We start from the raw sequence: 15,726 nt of genomic DNA, 5'->3' as shown, positions 1-15,726 counted from the left end.
TGGTTACTATCGCGCCCGGTAAATAATGGGGATACCGCATCATGCATCGTACACCACTGATTGCTGCTAACTGGAAAATGAACGGTTCGGCTGCACTGGCACAAGACATGACTGCCGCGCTTAATGAGTTGTCGCAAGGTACTACCACTGTTGTGGTTTGCCCGCCGGCAACTTTGCTTACAGCCTTTACTAATCCAAAGACGTTCGCCTTAGGTGGCCAGACATTAAGTCATGAAGTTAGCGGTGCTTTTACCGGTGAGTTGAGTGCCAATTTGCTCCTTGAAGCGGGTGCAACCTATGTCATTGTTGGGCATTCTGAGCGACGCGAATTAAATTTTGAAACTGACGCCTTGATTGCGGCAAAGCTCAGTCGTGCAGTAGCAGCAGGCTTAACACCTATTTTGTGTGTTGGTGAATCATTATCTGAGCGACAACAAGAAAAAACTCAGCAGGTTCTTGCACGGCAACTTGATGCGGTGTATGCTTCGCAGCCCGAATTACTGGCAAACTCAGTTATTGCATATGAGCCAATATGGGCTATCGGTACCGGAGAGTCAGCTACGCCAGAACAGGCTCAAGCAACTCACCATTTTATCCGGCAGCATTTGGCGAAATATAATTCGCAGTCAGCCGTAACGGTGAAATTATTGTATGGCGGCAGTGTTAATGCAGACAATTGTGTTGCGTTATTTCAGCAAGCCGACATAGACGGTGCACTGGTAGGTGGCGCTAGCCTCAAGCCAGTTGAATTTGCGCAAATTTGCCTTGCAGTTACAAAAGGTGCAAAGGAATAAGCATGTACGAAATTTTTATAGTAGTTTATCTGTTAGTTGCGATGGCATTAATTGGCTTAGTGTTAATACAGCACGGTAAAGGTGCTGATATGGGCGCTTCTTTCGGTGCTGGTGCGTCTGCTACAGTGTTTGGCTCTTCTGGTACTGGTAACTTCCTTACCAAAACCACCACTATTCTGGCAACCATCTTTTTTGTCCTGAGTATTGTACTGGGCAATTACAGTGCAGGCCAGAGTAAAAAAGTTGACGAATGGCAGGATCTTTCTGTTCCTACTACAGAGCAAGTCGAATTGAAAAAAGACGATGCTAGCGATATTCCTGTAGGCAACTAAGTTAACAAAGAATTTGCCGAGGTGGTGAAATTGGTAGACACGCTATCTTGAGGGGGTAGTGTCTTCGGACGTGCGGGTTCAAGTCCCGCTCTCGGCACCAAATTAATCAACAGTTTGCCATCGCAACCCTTGCGATTAACCAGTCAGCGCTATATAATAAGCGCCAATTACGGACGCGGGATGGAGCAGCCTGGTAGCTCGTCGGGCTCATAACCCGAAGGTCGTCGGTTCAAATCCGGCTCCCGCAACCAAATTTAATGGTTAAGCAGTTACAGAGAAAGTCCAACGGGCTCCTCTTTATAACGGCAGGGCGAAGGTCTGAAATCCGGCTCCGGCTCCCGCAACCAACTTTCAGTCTTGTCGCATATGATGATGCTTTAAGGCAAAAGTGATTATGTTTTTCAGTAAACATTGGCGATATGTTTACTGATTAGATGCCCATTCGCCCCGCTAGTTCGGGGCGTTTTCGTATCTGCAGACTCAGTTTTAAGCAGTATTGGGCTACGCAGCCCTTTTTTTATTTGTTGCGACCTAGGACCTGGTTGCAGCAGATACAGGTTTTTCGGAGGTCGCATTGACTAAGCAAGAACAAACACTGACCGAGCTGTTGCTTCCAACAGTTGAAGCAACTGGCTTTGAGTTATTAGGGCTGGAACTGGTGCAGGCTGGTCGTCATTCGACTTTGCGCATTTATATTGACCATGCCGATGGCGTGAATGTTGATAATTGCGCACTGGTCAGCCGTGAAGTCAGCGCCATTTTAGATGTGGAAGATCCTATCACGAACGAATACCTGCTTGAGGTATCGTCGCCGGGTTTAGATCGCCCGCTATTTACTCCGGCACATTTCGCTGTAGTAGTAGGGCAAAAGATTGAAGTGAAACTTGCGATTCCACAGGATGGCCGTCGCAAGTTTAAAGGCGTACTAACAGCTATTGAAGACGATATGTTGATAGTGGAAGTAGATGGCAAACCCTATCGTTTGCTGATGGATAACGTAGATAAAGCAAACGTGGTACCTGTTTTTTAAGGTATCGGGGCAAAGCGAGGCAACAGACAATGGCAAAAGAAATATTATTAGTTGTTGATGCAGTTTCAAACGAAAAATCGGTACCGCGGGAGAAAATCTTCCAGGCATTAGAATTTGCGTTGGCAGCAGCTACGAAGAAGAAAAATGAAGGCGACATCGAAGTACGCGTCAGTATTGATCGTAAAACCGGTGCCTATGAAACTTTCCGTCGCTGGCAAGTTATCCCGGATGATCAGGTGCAAGAGCACCCGTACCGTGAAATGACATTATCGGCAGCGCAGTACGACGAGCCTTCAGTGCAGATTGGCGATTACTACGAAGAGCAAATCGATTCTATCGAATTTGACCGTATCACCACGCAGATGGCCAAGCAGGTTATCGTGCAAAAAGTGCGTGAAGCAGAACGTTCACAAGTTGTTGAAGCTTATGTCGACCAAGTGGGTGAGTTAGTCACAGGTGTAGTGAAAAAAGTTAATCGCGATAGCATCATTGTCGACTTAGGCAACAATGCTGAAGCGATGTTGGGTCGTGACGAAATGTTACCACGTGAAACCTATCGTCCGGGTGACCGTATTCGTGCCTTACTGTTTGAAGTAAAGCCAGAAGCGCGTGGTGCGCAACTGTTTTTAAGCCGTTCACGTCCAGAAATGTTATTGGAGCTGTTTCGCATTGAAGTGCCAGAAATTGGCGAAGAAATGATTGAACTGCGTGGTGCTGCTCGTGATCCGGGGGCACGTGCCAAAATAGCGGTGAAGAGTAACGACCGTCGTATTGACCCGGTTGGTGCTTGTGTTGGTATGCGTGGTTCACGTGTACAGGCGGTATCAAACGAATTGGCCGGTGAGCGCGTAGATATCGTGTTGTATGACGACAACGATGCCCAGTTTGTTATTAACGCAATGGCACCAGCAGAAGTGGCTTCTATCATCGTTGATGAAGATACCCACTCTATGGACATTGCGGTTGAAGATTCAAACCTGGCAATGGCAATTGGCCGTAATGGGCAAAACGTACGTTTGGCAAGCCAGCTTACAGGTTGGGAACTGAATGTTATGTCTGTTTCTGCCATGAAACAGAAACACCAGGAAGAAACAGCCAAGGTACGCCAGGCTTTTGTTGATGCTTTAGAGATTGATGAAGACTTTGCTGATGTTTTAGTTGACGAAGGTTTCTCGACACTAGAAGAAATTGCTTATGTACCTGTGAGTGAATTGTTAAGCATTGATGGTTTAGACGAAGCGATGGTTGAAGAACTTCGCGGTCGTGCTAAAGCAGTGTTAACAACTCGCGCACTCGCTAGCGAAGAATCGCTGGAAGACGCCCAACCAAGCGAAGCGCTGTTAGCGCTGGAAGGATTAGATACCCATATGGCTTATGTTTTAGCCAGTAAAGGGGTAACAACGTTAGACGACCTGGCAGAGCTGGGTGTTGATGATTTACTGGAAATTGCCACCATGTCGGAACAACAAGCCGCCGACTTGATTATGGGCGCCCGTAATATTGTCTGGTTTAGCGAAGAAAATAAGTAGTCAACGGAGGTAACAACACAAATGGCAGAAGTCACTATAGAAAAGCTAGCCAGTGATGTCGGTACTACTGTTGAACGGTTAGTGCAGCAATTCGCTGATGCCGGTATCAATAAAGCAGCCGGACAGGTAGTCAGCGAAGATGAAAAGAAATCTTTACTGGAACATTTAAGTGCACAGCATGGTGGAAACTCATCAGAGCCAGCGCGCTTAACGTTAAAGCGCAAAGAGAAGACCACGCTGAGTGTGTCTGGTGGCGCAGGTCGTAACCGTGAGATTCAGGTTGAAGTTCGAAAACAAAAGACCTTCGTGAAAAAGCCTCTGGTTGATGAAGCGACATTAAAAGCACAGGAAGAAGCCCGTTTAGCAGAAGAAAAAGCGAAAGCCGAAGCTGACCACGCGCGTCAGGAAGCGGATCGCAAAGCAAGAGAAATTGCGGCAGCAAAAGCCAAAGAAGAGGCTGAACGCAAAGCTGCAGAAGCTAAACGTCGTGAAGAAGCTAAGCAAGCTCAGCTGGTGAAAGATGATCCGGAAGAAGCAGCACGTCGCGCAGCAAAAGAAGAAGCCCGTAAAGAAGCTGAGCATATTCGTCAGCAGCAAGAGGCTGAAGCACTTCGGAAGCTAGAAGAAGAAGCGGCCAAGCAAGCCGAAGCTGCCCGTAAACTGGCAGAAGAAAACAGTGAACGATGGGCTCAGGAAGAAAAAGCCAAGCCAGCAGACACTGATGATTACCACCTAACCAGCAACGAGTTTGCTAAACAGGCTGAAGATGAAGTGGACGCGAAAGAAGAGCGTGCAGGTCGTCGTGGTGCAGGTAAAAAAGCGCCTCCTGTAAAAGGTAAAAAGAAAGACGATGCTAATGACAAAGAAGCATTTAACCGTGCTAACCGTCATGCTAAGAAAAAGAAAACGCCGACGAGTATGCAGCATGGCTTCAACAAGCCAGCTCAGCCGGTTGAGCGTGAAGTGAAAATCGGTGAAACCATCACTGTTGCTGAGCTGGCAGCCAAAATGGCCGTTAAAGCATCAGAAGTTATTAAAGTGATGATGAAAATGGGTGCTATGGCAACCATTAACCAGGTTATTGATCAGGAAACGGCGGCCATTGTCTGTGAAGAAATGGGCCATAAGTTTACGCTGACAAAAGAAAATGAGCTGGAAGAAGCGGTAATGTCTGACCGTGAAGGTCAGGGTGTACTAGAGTCTCGTGCACCGGTTGTTACGGTAATGGGTCACGTTGACCATGGTAAAACATCATTACTGGATTATATCCGTAAAGCGAAAGTTGCTGCAGGCGAAGCCGGTGGTATTACCCAGCATATCGGTGCCTACCACGTAGATACTGACCGCGGTATGGTCACGTTCTTAGATACGCCAGGTCACGCTGCGTTTACGTCTATGCGTGCTCGTGGTGCTAAAGCAACGGATATCGTTATTTTGGTGGTAGCGGCTGATGACGGCGTGATGCCACAAACCAAAGAAGCTATTCAGCATGCGAAAGCTGCTGGTGTGCCGTTAGTGGTTGCAGTTAATAAAATGGATAAGCCAGAAGCTGATCCAGAACGTGTACGTAACGAACTGTCACAATACGATGTTATTTCAGAAGAGTGGGGCGGTGATGTTCAGTTCGTGCCAGTATCGGCTAAATCTGGTATGGGTATTGACGACTTACTAGAAGCCATTTTGAACCAATCTGAACTGTTAGAATTAAAGGCCGTTAAAGATGGTTTAGCGCGTGGCGTGGTAATTGAGTCACGTCTGGATAAAGGTCGTGGTCCGGTTGCGTCTATACTAGTGCAAGCTGGTACGTTGAAGCAGGGCGAAATCGTACTGTGTGGTTTTGAATACGGCCGTGTTCGTGCGATGCGTGATGAGAACGGCAAAGACGTTAAAACGGCTGGCCCATCTATTCCGGTAGAAATTTTAGGTTTATCTGGCGTACCTCAGGCGGGTGACGAAGTTACTGTTGTAAAAGACGAGCGTAAAGCTCGTGAAGTTGCGCTGTATCGCCAAGGTAAATTCCGTGATGTTAAGTTAGCACGTCAGCAGAAATCTAAGCTGGAAAACATGTTTGCTAACATGACTGAAGGCGATGTGTCAGAACTAAATATCGTATTGAAAGCTGACGTACAAGGTTCGGTAGAAGCTATCATTGAATCATTAATGAAGCTGTCGACTGACGAAGTTAAAGTTAAAATTGTTGGTAGCGGCGTAGGTGGCATTACCGAAACCGACGTAACATTAGCCGCAGCGTCTTCAGCTATTGTTATCGGCTTTAACGTGCGTGCTGATGGTACTGCACGTAAGTTAGTCGAAGATGAAGGTCTGGATTTACGTTACTACGGTATCATTTATGAGCTGTTAGACGAAGTTCGTGCAGCAATGACCGGTATGTTAGCGCCTGAATTTAAGCAACAGATCATTGGTCTGGCGCAAGTACGTGACGTGTTCCGTTCACCGAAATTCGGTGCGGTTGCCGGCTGTATGGTTACCGAAGGTGTTATTAAGCGTAACGCGCCTATCCGCGTACTGCGTGACAACGTGGTTATATTTGAAGGTGAGCTGGAGTCATTACGTCGCTTTAAAGATGACGTTAGTGAAGTTCGTAACGGCTTCGAATGTGGTATCGGCGTGAAGAACTACAACGATGTTCGCGAAGGCGACCAAATCGAAGTGTTCGAAGTGATACAGGTTGAACGTACCCTGTAACAGGCAACGCAACAATAAAACAGGGGCCGACGGCCCCTGTTTTGTCTGCTGCATACAACGGAAATAAGTGTATGAGTAAAGAATTCTCGCGCGTCGACAGATTGTCGCAGCAAATGAAAAAAGAAATGGCCGTGATCTTACAGCGTGAAATTAAAGATCCGCGTTTACACAGCATGATTACGGTCTCCGATGTGGAAGTATCAAGAGACTTATCGCATGCCAAGGTATTTGTGACCTTTTTAGGCCTTGCCGATGAAAAGGTTGAAGACAACCTTAAAATTTTAAACGACGCGTCTGGTTTTGTCCGAAGCTTAATTGGCAAGCGGATCCAGGCACGTATTGTGCCCCACATTCGTTTTGTGTTTGATGAGTCGCTTAACGAAGGTATTCGTATGGCCACCTTGGTTAGCTCAGCTCGCGCTGATGATGACCGTCGCCGGTTGGAATCAGGCCAAGCGTTGGATGATGTTGACGCAAATAAAGACGCAGCGGATACAGAAGTCAGCAACAGCGACGAGCCTAATAACTAATGGCGCGTAAAAATGCCCGTGCGGTAAATGGCATTTTATTACTGGATAAGCCGCTGGAAGTTAGCAGTAACGGCATTTTACAGCGTGTTCGTTGGTTGTTTCAGGCTCAAAAAGCCGGTCATACTGGGGCATTAGATCCCATGGCGTCAGGTTTACTGCCTATATGTTTTGGTGAGGCAACCAAGTTTAGCCAGTTTCTACTCGATACGGATAAAACCTATCTCGTTACGGCGACCTTTGGTGTTAGAACTAATACGAGTGACAGCGAAGGTGAAATAATCAGCGAAAAGCCGGTCAATTTCAGCCAGGCAGAGCTGGAGCTGGCGATGCAGGCGTTTCGCGGGGATATTCTGCAGGTGCCAACGATGTTTTCTGCTTTGAAGTATCAAGGCCAACCATTGTATCGCTATGCGCGCCAGGGTATCGAAGTACAACGTGATGCAAGGCCCATTAGTATTTTTCGCTTCGAGCTACTGGCAATGGTGGGTAGTAATGCTGATTTTATAGTGCACTGTTCAAAAGGCACCTATATTCGCACACTGATTGATGATTTAGGTGAGGCGCTGGGGTGTGGTGCTCATGTTGCTAAGTTGCACCGAACTCAGGTTGGCCCGTTTGACGCGGCGCAAATGATTACGCCATTACAATTGGATGAATTGGCTGAAGCTTGTCATCAAAGTACCGATTTCACCACTATGGACAGCCTGCTACTGCCGATGGATGCGGGTATTGTTGCTATGCCTAAAATAGTTCTGACTGGTGCTGAGCAGCATCGGTTACAACATGGCCAGAGTTGTCAGGTGACTGCGCAGAACATTACGGCAATAAAACTACATGGTCCTGACGATAGCTTTTTTGGTATTGGCGAGATAACCGATAACGTCTTAAGTTCACGGCGTTTACTTAATACAGCTGCACTGTAATGCTAGTGAAAAACGTATTGAGAAAAAACCGTAAAATGGTATAATCGCGCGGTTTTTTGGGCTTGCTGGATGAGTGATCGGCAATTCCCTTATTTTAGTTCACTCACATTTGGAGTTACATATGTCTTTAAACGCTGCTGATAAAGCAAAAATCGTTGCTGACTTTGCTGTTAAGCAAGGCGACACAGGTTCACCAGAAGTACAGGTAGCCCTGTTAACTGCGTCAATCAACCATTTACAAGGCCACTTTGCCCAGCACAAGCACGACTTCCACTCTCGTCGTGGTTTGTTGCGCATGGTTAGCCAGCGTCGTAAATTACTGGATTACTTAAAAGGTAAAGACCAGAGCCGTTACGCCACACTGATCGAGCGTTTAGGCTTACGCCGTTAATCGGTTTAAGTAAAAAAGGGGCTTTTAGCCCCTTTTTTTATATTAGGCGATGAAATTTTCTACAAACTTAACGATTGACTGAACTATCTTTCCGCTTTGGTTACAGAGTATACTACGTAAGAATTAAACGACAAAAATGACATCGCAATTAGGCGATTAAGTAAAGGAAACAAACACGTGACTCCCATCGTAAAATCATTCCCATTCGGCCAACACACTTTTACCTTAGAGACCGGCGTTATCGCCCGTCAGGCAGATGCCGCAGTGCTGGCCAGCCTGGGTGATACGTCAGTTTTAGTAACGGTAGTGGGTAAGAGAGAGCCAAAACCTGGTCAGGATTTCTTCCCGTTAACGGTAAATTATCAAGAAAAAATGTATGCTGCCGGTCGTATCCCTGGAGGTTTCTTTAAACGCGAAGGCCGCCCATCTGAAGGTGAAACCTTAACGTCGCGTTTAATCGACCGGCCAATTCGTCCACTGTTTCCTGAAGGCTTCATTAATGAAGTTCAGGTTATTGCTACTGTTGTATCCGTACAGCCGGAAATTCAACCCGATATCGTTGCGTTAATCGGTGCCTCTGCTGCGCTGGCGTTATCAGGTATTCCGTTTGCAGGCCCTATCGGTGCGGCTCGTGTTGGTTATATTAATAACCAGTACGTCCTGAACCCGTCAGAAGAAGAGCTGAAAACCTCTAAGCTGGACTTAGTGGTAGCCGGTACTTCCAGTGCTGTGTTAATGGTTGAATCTGAAGCCGGCATTCTGTCTGAAGATGTCATGCTAGGTGCAGTAATGTATGGCCATGAGCAAATGCAAACGGCTATCAATGCTATCAATGAATTTGCTGCTGAAGGCGGGAAGCCTAAGTGGAACTGGCAGTCTCCTGCGAAGAACCAGCCGTTAATTGATAAAATTGACACATTAGCACGCGCTCAACTGAGTGAAGCTTATCAAATCACTGAAAAAGCCAAACGCTACGAGCGTATTGGTGAAATCAAAGCCGCTTTAGTTGAAAAATTAACTGCTGAGCTGGCTGACGGTGAAGAACTTAATAAAAACGACGTCGGCGATATTTTCCACGAGTTGGAATCTAAAGTGGTACGTGGTCGTATTACCAAGGGCGAGCCGCGTATCGATGGCCGTGACCCGGAAATGATCCGTGGTTTAAGCGTGATGACGGGCGTTTTGCCTCGTACTCACGGTTCAGCCTTGTTCACCCGTGGTGAAACTCAAGCGTTGGTAACTGCAACTTTGGGTACTGCCCGTGATGCACAAAATATCGATGACTTGCTAAGTGCAAAAACCGACACCTTTATGCTGCACTATAACTTCCCTCCGTACTGTGTTGGTGAAACCGGTATGGTTGGCTCGCCTAAGCGTCGTGAAATTGGTCATGGCCGTTTAGCGAAGCGTGGCGTACTAGCTGTTATGCCTGATTTTAATGACTTCCCATACACTGTTCGTATCGTGTCTGAAATCACTGAATCAAACGGTTCAAGTTCTATGGCATCGGTGTGTGGTTCTTCATTAGCACTTATGGATGCTGGCGTACCTATCAAAGCATCTGTAGCGGGTATCGCTATGGGGTTGGTTAAAGAGGGTGACGATTTCGTTGTTCTGTCAGACATCTTAGGTGACGAAGACCATTTAGGTGATATGGACTTTAAAGTAGCGGGTACTACCGACGGTATTACAGCGCTGCAAATGGATATCAAAATTGATGGTATCACCAAAGAAATTATGCAAATTGCGCTTAAGCAAGCTAAAGCTGCCCGTTTGCATATTCTGAACGTGATGGACCAGGCTATCAGCGGTCACCGCGAAGAAATGTCAGAATACGCGCCGCGAATTTACACCATGAAGATTAACCCGGAGAAAATCCGCGAAGTTATCGGAAAAGGTGGTGCAGTAATTCGTCAGATCACTGAAGAATCAGGTACTACCATTGAACTGGAAGACGACGGCAGCATTAAAATTGCCGCTACAACAGCCAAAGCGGCACAAATTGCTATCGACAAAATCAACGCTATTACTGCTGAGATTGAAGTAGGTACCATTTATGAAGGTGAAGTCGTACGTATTGTTGATTTCGGTGCCTTTGTAAACGTGTTACCGGGTAAAGATGGCTTAGTGCATATTTCACAAATCTCTGATGAGCGCGTGAATAATGTTTCTGAACACTTAACTGTTGGTCAGAAAGTTGCCGTTAAGGTGTTAGAAGTCGACAAGCAAGGCCGCGTGCGCTTAAGTATTAAAGAAGCGACCGCTAAACCTGCTACTGAGCCTGCAAATGTTGAAGACAATGCCTAATAGGCTGTTAAGTCAAATAGCGCCTTTGGCGCTATTGGCTTCGTTACTTGGCGGCTGCGCTTCGCAGCCGGCCATGCATGCTGGTTGGCTTGTACCAGAACCGCTTGCCGCGTCAACCCGTACTGAATTGGCTATCGCCCGGTTAAGTGAAATCTTGTACCGTGCAGAGTTGTCGGAAGAACAGTCTGCGCAGTTATACTACGACCGTGGTGTGATGTACGATAGCGTTGGGTTACGTTCATTGGCTCGCCTGGATTTTATTCGCGCTTTGCGTTTAAAACCTGATATGGCGGACGCATACAATTTTGTTGGTATTCACAATACCGTTAATGGTGACTTTAACTCGGCATTTGAAGCATTTGATTCTGCTTTAGAGCTAGCGCCCGAGCATGAATTTGCCTATTTAAATCGTGGTATTGCGTTATATTATGCTGGCAAAACTGAATTAGCTCTAACTGATTTCAAACGTTTTTTGGCGTTAAAACCTAACGATGCTTACCGTGTTATTTGGTTATACCTTGCCCAAAGCGATGTATCCACTGAGCAAGCCCGCTTAGAATTGAAGCAGAACCTTGCTAAGTTAGATAAGGCGGAATGGTCTACTAACATAGTGCGCTTTCTGGCGGGAGAAATGGCTGAGCAAACGTTGCTTGATTCTGTATTACAAGATTTAAGCAATTCACAGCTGTTGGCCGAAAGATTGTGTGAAGTGTATTTCTACTTGGCTAAATGGCATGAAAGTCAGAATCGTCAGGAGCAAGCATTAACTTATTACAAGCAAGTATTGGCGACTAACGTATTTGAGTTTGTTGAGCACCGCTATGCCCGCTTGGAAATAGCACGTTTGCGAGGTGACACTATGCCCGCCAGCGAATACGATGAGCCGTAATATATTGGTACAACGATTTATAAAAAGCCGGTTTACCGGCTTTTTTGCTTTTCTGTTACTGAGTGCTTGTCAGCCGGTAAATAATAATCAGGCTGAGTTGATGCGAAGGGCTGCAGACGACCCCGTTGCTGCAGTTACGTTAGCGAGTCAGCGCTTAGCCTCGGCAGAGTATGATGCAGCGCTGCGTTGGTTTCGACATGCAGCGTTACTTGGCGATGATATTGCGTTGCATCATGCCTTGCAGTTACAACAGCGCGAACAAGGTAGGCTTGCTACAGCGCAGTGGCTGCAGCAACAACTTGATAGCAATACTATTAATAACGCTGCCGTAAATCTGGCACAGCGTGCTGAGTTGGGATTATGGCAACAAAACAAACCCCGTATTGCGGGCATTTCCCATGCTCTTGGCTGTAAACTCACGTTGCAACCGGTTATTAGTCAGCAGGCTGGGGCAGACAACTGGCAAAGCTTATCTCAGCAATGGCAACAAGATCCGCAGTTGTCGCAGCTACCAGTCTGTTTTTTGCCAGTATATACTCTGGATAGCACCGTTTTGGGCTGTACAGAAAGCAGTGACACCCTTATACAGTGCCATTATCGAGCACTTGACACTGTTGTTGAAACTGGCAGATTTAGCCAGCTATTGGTTATTGCTGGGCGGGGTAAAGCCAGTTACAACAACGGTATTTTGCAGCTGCCAGACAATGCTGACTTGGCATTATTTCGTCACGAGTTTATGCATGTTTTGGGCTTTGTAGATGAGTATCCTTTGACAGAGCAAGCGGCTATAGCGATATGTAAGCCGGGTATGCGCTACCCCAATCTTATTATTGGTGACAATAGCACAGCGTATTTGCAACATTGGCAATTAGCGCCAGAGGATATTGCTTTAACCGCTGTAAAAACCTGCCAGTCTATTGGGCAGCAAGCCTATCGTGTGGTAAGTGCAACAAATGTGATGCGATTTTATGAGCTTGGATTACCGGATTTATATCTGGCTTTAGCGCAACAAGTGTTGCAAAACCCACAGCAGCTAATGCCGGTACAATATTATTTTGCTTATCTTGCTAGACAGCAGCAAAGTTGGTTGCAGTGGCAACAGTTTATGCAACGCGCATCTGAACAAGGTTATGCAGATGCGCAGCAAGCATTAGCAGTAGATTAACAGGGACTAGTCTGCGCTTAGTTCTGACAGTTCTCGGCTTAAGAGCTCAGCATCGCCTAAGTTAAGTTCTAACAACCGGCGTAAATGTGAGACGCTTTCTATATCTATTTTTTCGCAGTGCAATCCTATTACCGTATCAGAAGTATGCGCAACGCTAACGCTCATAATTACTTCCAACGGAAAATCATCCAACTGAATACGCAATTGAAGTTGCTGAGGTATAGCCGTTGGCCAGTCGTTAGGTTTGCTGATCAAGGCACCTTGCAATGAGAGATCCAGTACTTCAGTAAGTAAGCTGTGCTCACCCATATCAAGATGAGCTTTGCCTTTAAAATTGACCCGGCTAAAACGTCTGTTATCCATTTCGTCCCCCATTAATCTTTATTGAGCATAGCGTCTTTTAAGTTAAACAAAAGCACGACAATGCTCCCGCAGTATATCTTTAGCATTGTAGCTTGGAAAGCAAAGTAAGTTCCGATTGATTTAGTAGAATATGTTAGTTAGTTTGACTTATTGTAAATTAACATTCACCAGGTAGAATGAAATAAAGTTTTGGTGCGTGTTTGGAGGGCTTATGAAAGCAAGCTTGTTTATATTGTGTTTTTATCTAACGGGGTGCTCAGGAATTGTGTTTAATTCTAACATGGGTCCTTACGTGCAAAACAAAGCAGAAAATAGTATTAGAGCGGGTGTGGTAAAAGAATACTCCGAGGGTGAGATTTGGCAATTAAACGCTGCTGTAGTGGGGTATGTTGATGCAGACTACTGCCAGGTTGATAGAATGGATGAAAAACCCAGCCAGGGCTATTTGATGACAAAACTAAAGATTGATACACAGCGCTTAGGCGGTAACGGCGTTGTCTTTCAAGCATGTGGCCTGCAAACCACAAGAGCAAGTTGTTATGCGTATATGACCTGCAAAGGCACTGCTTACATGGTAACAAATTAGCGCTACAGCTAGGAATGAAATTAGTGTGGAGGCAACACAAGTAGCTGATTTCGCATTATATAAAAGCGCCTTATGGCGCTTTTATATAATGCATTAATTACAATCTTTGTTAGCTAATATCTTCACCTGCTGCCTGGCGGTCGGCATGGTAGCTTGAGCGCACAAAGGGGCCACTGGCAACATGCTTAAATCCCAGCTCGTAAGCAATGCGTTTAATCTCGTCAAACTCGGCCGGTGGCATATAGCGTTTTACTGGTAAGTGGTGTTTACTCGGTTGCAGGTACTGGCCCACCGTAAGCATGTCGACATCATGCGCACGCAGGTCTTTTAATACTTCAATCAGCTCTTCCGTGGTTTCACCCAGGCCGACCATTAAACCTGACTTGGTTGCAACTTCCGGGTGGGCCGCTTTATAGCGTTGTAACAGTTGTAGCGACCATTTGTAGTCAGCGCCCGGACGCGCAAGCTTGTATAGTCGTGGCGCGGTTTCCAGATTGTGGTTAAACACGTCTGGTGGGGTTTGCGTCAAAATATCCAGTGCAGTATCCATGCGGCCACGAAAATCAGGTACCAGCACTTCAATTTTTATTTCAAGGTTATGTTTACGTATTTCACTAATGCAGTCGGCAAAATGTTGCGCACCACCATCGCGCAAGTCGTCGCGGTCGACTGACGTAATTACAACATATTTTAGTTTCATGTCACGAATGGTCAACGCCAGTTTTTCAGGTTCTTCAGCACTTGGCGGCAGGGGGCGGCCATGCGCTACGTCGCAAAATGGGCAGCGACGGGTGCATATAGCGCCAAGGATCATAAACGTAGCGGTACCATGATTAAAGCATTCTGTCAGGTTGGGGCAAGCGGCTTCTTCGCATACAGAATGTAAACCATGTTTGCGCAGTGCGCCTTTAATCTGGTCAATACGTTCTGAGCTTTTTGGCAGTTTGATTTTTAGCCACTCGGGTTTACGCAACATTTGATCTGGCTCTGTCGGTAACACCTTCACCGGAATAAGTGCCATTTTTTCCGCGTCGCGCAGTTTTACGCCCGGTTCCATACGTGCAGTTTTAGTCATTTTGCCAGTCTAACCCTGTGGTGTGCTGCAGTGTCGCGACATTCAGTTGCTGCATAAAACACTGCACTATTTTTTGTTTGGCCTCGGCAATACTTTGCGGGCCGCCTAAATCGTTTGATTGGATCATCGTCATACCAGCATAACCACAGGGGTTAATACGGGAAAACGGCGCCAAATCCATATTTACATTTAATGCCAGGCCATGAAAGGTACAGCCTTTGCGCACTCTTAAACCTAACGAGGCAATCTTGGCATCATTAACATAGACACCTGGCGCATCGGATTTGGCATAAGCATTGATGCCATAGGATGCTAATAATGACACCAGCACCTGCTCAAGTAACGTAACCAGCTGGCGTACGCCTAAGTTACGTCGCTTTAAATCGAATAATACATAGACTACCAGTTGCCCAGGGCCGTGATACGTTACCTGGCCACCCCGATCAACTTTTACCACCGGTATATCGCCGGGAAACAACAGGTGTTCCTCTTTTCCGGCCTGCCCCTGGGTAAACACCGGGTTGTGTTCCAGCAACCACAATTGATCCGGTGTGCTAGCGTTGCGCTGATCCGTAAACTGCTGCATGGCATGCCACACGGTAGTGTAGTCCTGCAATGCCAGATCACGTACAACGAGTTGGCTATTTATATGTTGTTCTAAAGGCACTTGTTGTCCGGCGTGGTTCGAAACGCTGTGCATTATACCGCCTTATACATGGAATACGAATGGCTATGCCTGTGGTATTACCTTAAAGTACGTAACGCACCAGCTCAATTTTGCCAAGCTCAGTGTACAGCAGTTCAATATGCTGCTTACTGGTCACAGTTACGTTGACAGACACGGAGTGATAAGTGCCTTTGCTGCTAGGCTTAACGGCCGGGCTATAATCACCGGCCTCAGTATGTTCCCGCACCACAGCCATCACTTGATCTACCAACGCGTCTTCAGCCAGGCCCAGTATTTTGAAACTGAACTGGCAAGGAAATTCCAGATATTCGTCGAACTTGGTATTTTTTACTTCTTGCACCATGGTTGTCTCTCTGTCGCAGGTGTTGCTGTTAATAGGTGTATTGTAACAAAAAGTCCCGGGCGTTGCCGGGACTTC

16 protein-coding genes and 2 tRNA genes are annotated in these 15,726 nt (G+C 46.4%); 14 read left to right on the top strand and 4 right to left on the bottom strand.

Features of this window, described 5'->3' with window-relative positions:
* The first annotated feature begins 41 nt into the window (after positions 1-41).
* The 13 genes from tpiA (at position 42) to ORJ00_RS03745 (ending at position 12,596) form a co-directional block, all read left to right on the top strand.
* Positions 42-794 (top strand): triose-phosphate isomerase, encoded by a 753-nt coding sequence (tpiA, locus tag ORJ00_RS03805; protein WP_027669732.1) that lies wholly within the window; start codon positions 42-44, stop codon positions 792-794.
* 2 nt (positions 795-796) lie between these two features.
* Positions 797-1,126 carry a preprotein translocase subunit SecG gene (gene secG, locus ORJ00_RS03800; protein WP_027669733.1) on the top strand — a complete coding sequence of 110 codons (330 nt, stop codon included), beginning with the start codon at positions 797-799 and terminating at the stop codon, positions 1,124-1,126.
* Between the two features lie 15 nt (positions 1,127-1,141).
* A tRNA-Leu gene (locus tag ORJ00_RS03795) sits at positions 1,142-1,226 on the top strand.
* 74 nt (positions 1,227-1,300) lie between these two features.
* Positions 1,301-1,377, top strand: a tRNA-Met gene (locus ORJ00_RS03790).
* A 323-nt stretch (positions 1,378-1,700) separates the two neighbouring features.
* Positions 1,701-2,156, top strand: a complete 456-nt coding sequence (gene rimP / locus ORJ00_RS03785; protein WP_027669734.1) for a ribosome maturation factor RimP — start codon at positions 1,701-1,703, stop codon at positions 2,154-2,156.
* A gap of 29 nt (positions 2,157-2,185) precedes the next feature.
* On the top strand, positions 2,186-3,685 hold the full coding sequence (gene nusA, locus ORJ00_RS03780; protein ID WP_305975920.1) for a transcription termination factor NusA: 1,500 nt from the start codon (positions 2,186-2,188) through the stop codon (positions 3,683-3,685).
* A 21-nt stretch (positions 3,686-3,706) separates the two neighbouring features.
* On the top strand, positions 3,707-6,391 hold the full coding sequence (infB, locus tag ORJ00_RS03775; RefSeq protein ID WP_305975922.1) for a translation initiation factor IF-2: 2,685 nt from the start codon (positions 3,707-3,709) through the stop codon (positions 6,389-6,391).
* Positions 6,392-6,462: 71 nt separating this feature from the next.
* Positions 6,463-6,921, top strand: coding sequence for a 30S ribosome-binding factor RbfA (gene rbfA / locus ORJ00_RS03770; protein ID WP_037053468.1), 459 nt, complete (start codon positions 6,463-6,465; stop codon positions 6,919-6,921).
* Positions 6,921-7,844 carry a tRNA pseudouridine(55) synthase TruB gene (gene truB / locus ORJ00_RS03765; protein WP_306139033.1) on the top strand — a complete coding sequence of 308 codons (924 nt, stop codon included), beginning with the start codon at positions 6,921-6,923 and terminating at the stop codon, positions 7,842-7,844. Before rbfA ends, truB begins: the two co-directional genes overlap by 1 nt.
* A 121-nt stretch (positions 7,845-7,965) precedes the next feature.
* Positions 7,966-8,235 (top strand): 30S ribosomal protein S15, encoded by a 270-nt coding sequence (gene rpsO, locus ORJ00_RS03760; RefSeq protein WP_027669738.1) that lies wholly within the window; start codon positions 7,966-7,968, stop codon positions 8,233-8,235.
* Between the two features lie 177 nt (positions 8,236-8,412).
* Entirely contained in the window at positions 8,413-10,542 is a 2,130-nt protein-coding gene (gene pnp, locus ORJ00_RS03755) for a polyribonucleotide nucleotidyltransferase (RefSeq protein WP_306139032.1), read from the top strand.
* Positions 10,523-11,431, top strand: coding sequence for a lipoprotein NlpI (nlpI, locus tag ORJ00_RS03750; protein WP_306139031.1), 909 nt, complete (start codon positions 10,523-10,525; stop codon positions 11,429-11,431). The genes pnp and nlpI overlap by 20 nt, the downstream gene beginning before the upstream one ends.
* Positions 11,421-12,596: a hypothetical protein gene (locus ORJ00_RS03745; protein WP_306137303.1), complete on the top strand. Its 1,176-nt coding sequence runs from the start codon at positions 11,421-11,423 to the stop codon at positions 12,594-12,596. Before nlpI ends, ORJ00_RS03745 begins: the two co-directional genes overlap by 11 nt.
* 6 nt (positions 12,597-12,602) lie before the next feature.
* Here the strand turns inward: ORJ00_RS03745 and ORJ00_RS03740 are convergent, their stop codons facing one another.
* Positions 12,603-12,959 (bottom strand): PilZ domain-containing protein, encoded by a 357-nt coding sequence (locus ORJ00_RS03740; RefSeq protein ID WP_305975930.1) that lies wholly within the window; start codon positions 12,957-12,959, stop codon positions 12,603-12,605.
* A 292-nt stretch (positions 12,960-13,251) separates the two neighbouring features.
* Between ORJ00_RS03740 and ORJ00_RS03735 the strand changes: the two genes are divergently transcribed.
* Entirely contained in the window at positions 13,252-13,545 is a 294-nt protein-coding gene (locus ORJ00_RS03735; protein WP_306126111.1) for a hypothetical protein, read from the top strand.
* A 109-nt stretch (positions 13,546-13,654) separates the two neighbouring features.
* Here the strand turns inward: ORJ00_RS03735 and lipA are convergent, their stop codons facing one another.
* Genes lipA through ybeD form a run of 3 tightly spaced genes read right to left on the bottom strand, consistent with a single transcriptional unit; the run spans position 13,655 to position 15,651 of the window.
* Positions 13,655-14,620, bottom strand: a complete 966-nt coding sequence (lipA, locus tag ORJ00_RS03730; RefSeq protein ID WP_306139030.1) for a lipoyl synthase — start codon at positions 14,618-14,620, stop codon at positions 13,655-13,657.
* Positions 14,613-15,320 (bottom strand): lipoyl(octanoyl) transferase LipB, encoded by a 708-nt coding sequence (gene lipB, locus ORJ00_RS03725; protein ID WP_306139029.1) that lies wholly within the window; start codon positions 15,318-15,320, stop codon positions 14,613-14,615. Before lipB ends, lipA begins: the two co-directional genes overlap by 8 nt.
* 49 nt (positions 15,321-15,369) lie before the next feature.
* Positions 15,370-15,651, bottom strand: coding sequence for a DUF493 family protein YbeD (gene ybeD, locus ORJ00_RS03720; RefSeq protein ID WP_027669746.1), 282 nt, complete (start codon positions 15,649-15,651; stop codon positions 15,370-15,372).
* Between the last annotated feature and the right edge of the window lie 75 nt (positions 15,652-15,726).

The sequence above is a fragment of the Rheinheimera baltica genome (assembly GCF_030731985.1).
GTDB classification, from domain to species: Bacteria; Pseudomonadota; Gammaproteobacteria; order Enterobacterales; family Alteromonadaceae; genus Alishewanella; species Alishewanella baltica.
The sequence above is the reverse complement of the archived record's forward strand: the minus strand, read 5'-3'. Positions and strand labels throughout refer to the sequence as shown.

Bases quoted from the DNA above. Each gene is read 5' to 3' on its own strand.
- tpiA (WP_027669732.1), top strand. From the start codon at position 42: ATGCATCGTACACCACTGATTGCTGCTAACTGGAAAATGAACGGTTCG.
- secG (WP_027669733.1), top strand. From the start codon at position 797: ATGTACGAAATTTTTATAGTAGTTTATCTGTTAGTTGCGATGGCATTA.
- nusA (WP_305975920.1), top strand. From the start codon at position 2,186: ATGGCAAAAGAAATATTATTAGTTGTTGATGCAGTTTCAAACGAAAAA.
- infB (WP_305975922.1), top strand. From the start codon at position 3,707: ATGGCAGAAGTCACTATAGAAAAGCTAGCCAGTGATGTCGGTACTACT.
- rbfA (WP_037053468.1), top strand. From the start codon at position 6,463: ATGAGTAAAGAATTCTCGCGCGTCGACAGATTGTCGCAGCAAATGAAA.
- truB (WP_306139033.1), top strand. From the start codon at position 6,921: ATGGCGCGTAAAAATGCCCGTGCGGTAAATGGCATTTTATTACTGGAT.
- rpsO (WP_027669738.1), top strand. From the start codon at position 7,966: ATGTCTTTAAACGCTGCTGATAAAGCAAAAATCGTTGCTGACTTTGCT.
- nlpI (WP_306139031.1), top strand. From the start codon at position 10,523: ATGTTGAAGACAATGCCTAATAGGCTGTTAAGTCAAATAGCGCCTTTG.
- ORJ00_RS03745 (WP_306137303.1), top strand. From the start codon at position 11,421: ATGAGCCGTAATATATTGGTACAACGATTTATAAAAAGCCGGTTTACC.
- ORJ00_RS03740 (WP_305975930.1), bottom strand. From the start codon at position 12,959: ATGGATAACAGACGTTTTAGCCGGGTCAATTTTAAAGGCAAAGCTCAT.
- lipA (WP_306139030.1), bottom strand. From the start codon at position 14,620: ATGACTAAAACTGCACGTATGGAACCGGGCGTAAAACTGCGCGACGCG.
- lipB (WP_306139029.1), bottom strand. From the start codon at position 15,320: ATGCACAGCGTTTCGAACCACGCCGGACAACAAGTGCCTTTAGAACAA.
- ybeD (WP_027669746.1), bottom strand. From the start codon at position 15,651: ATGGTGCAAGAAGTAAAAAATACCAAGTTCGACGAATATCTGGAATTT.